Source organism: Candidatus Cardinium sp. cByotN1, from assembly GCF_022810525.1.
Lineage (GTDB): Bacteria > Bacteroidota > Bacteroidia > Cytophagales > Amoebophilaceae > Cardinium.
Map to the genome: position 1 here is coordinate 1 of NZ_JAACGG010000206.1, position 313 is coordinate 313.

General features: G+C 32.6%; 1 protein-coding gene. It reads right to left on the reverse strand.

Annotated elements, in window-relative coordinates:
* A partial coding sequence (locus MUW73_RS04440) for a hypothetical protein (RefSeq protein WP_243575330.1) occupies positions 1-313 on the reverse strand: 313 nt, incomplete at both ends.

Here is a 313-nt window from a genome sequence, read left to right on the forward strand (position 1 = left end):
TAAGATCTAGGTGTATAATGCTTTTACGCTGCGTGGTTGTAATATTTTTAATCAAATAAGGTACCTTTACATAATCTACCTCTACAAAAAGAGCTGGTAGTTTTAATAACTCATCATCGCTTAGCTCATATAAAAATGACACTACCAAGCCACCATTCATTCCAATTGGTTTTTTAAATGAACCAACTTGAAAATATTGTTCATTTTGAATAGATTCGTAAAAAATTTCTATTGAATATAAAGACATACACATCGTATCTGTTCCCGCAATGGCCCACTGAAAGATGACCACTATTGGTACATTTAAGCCGTA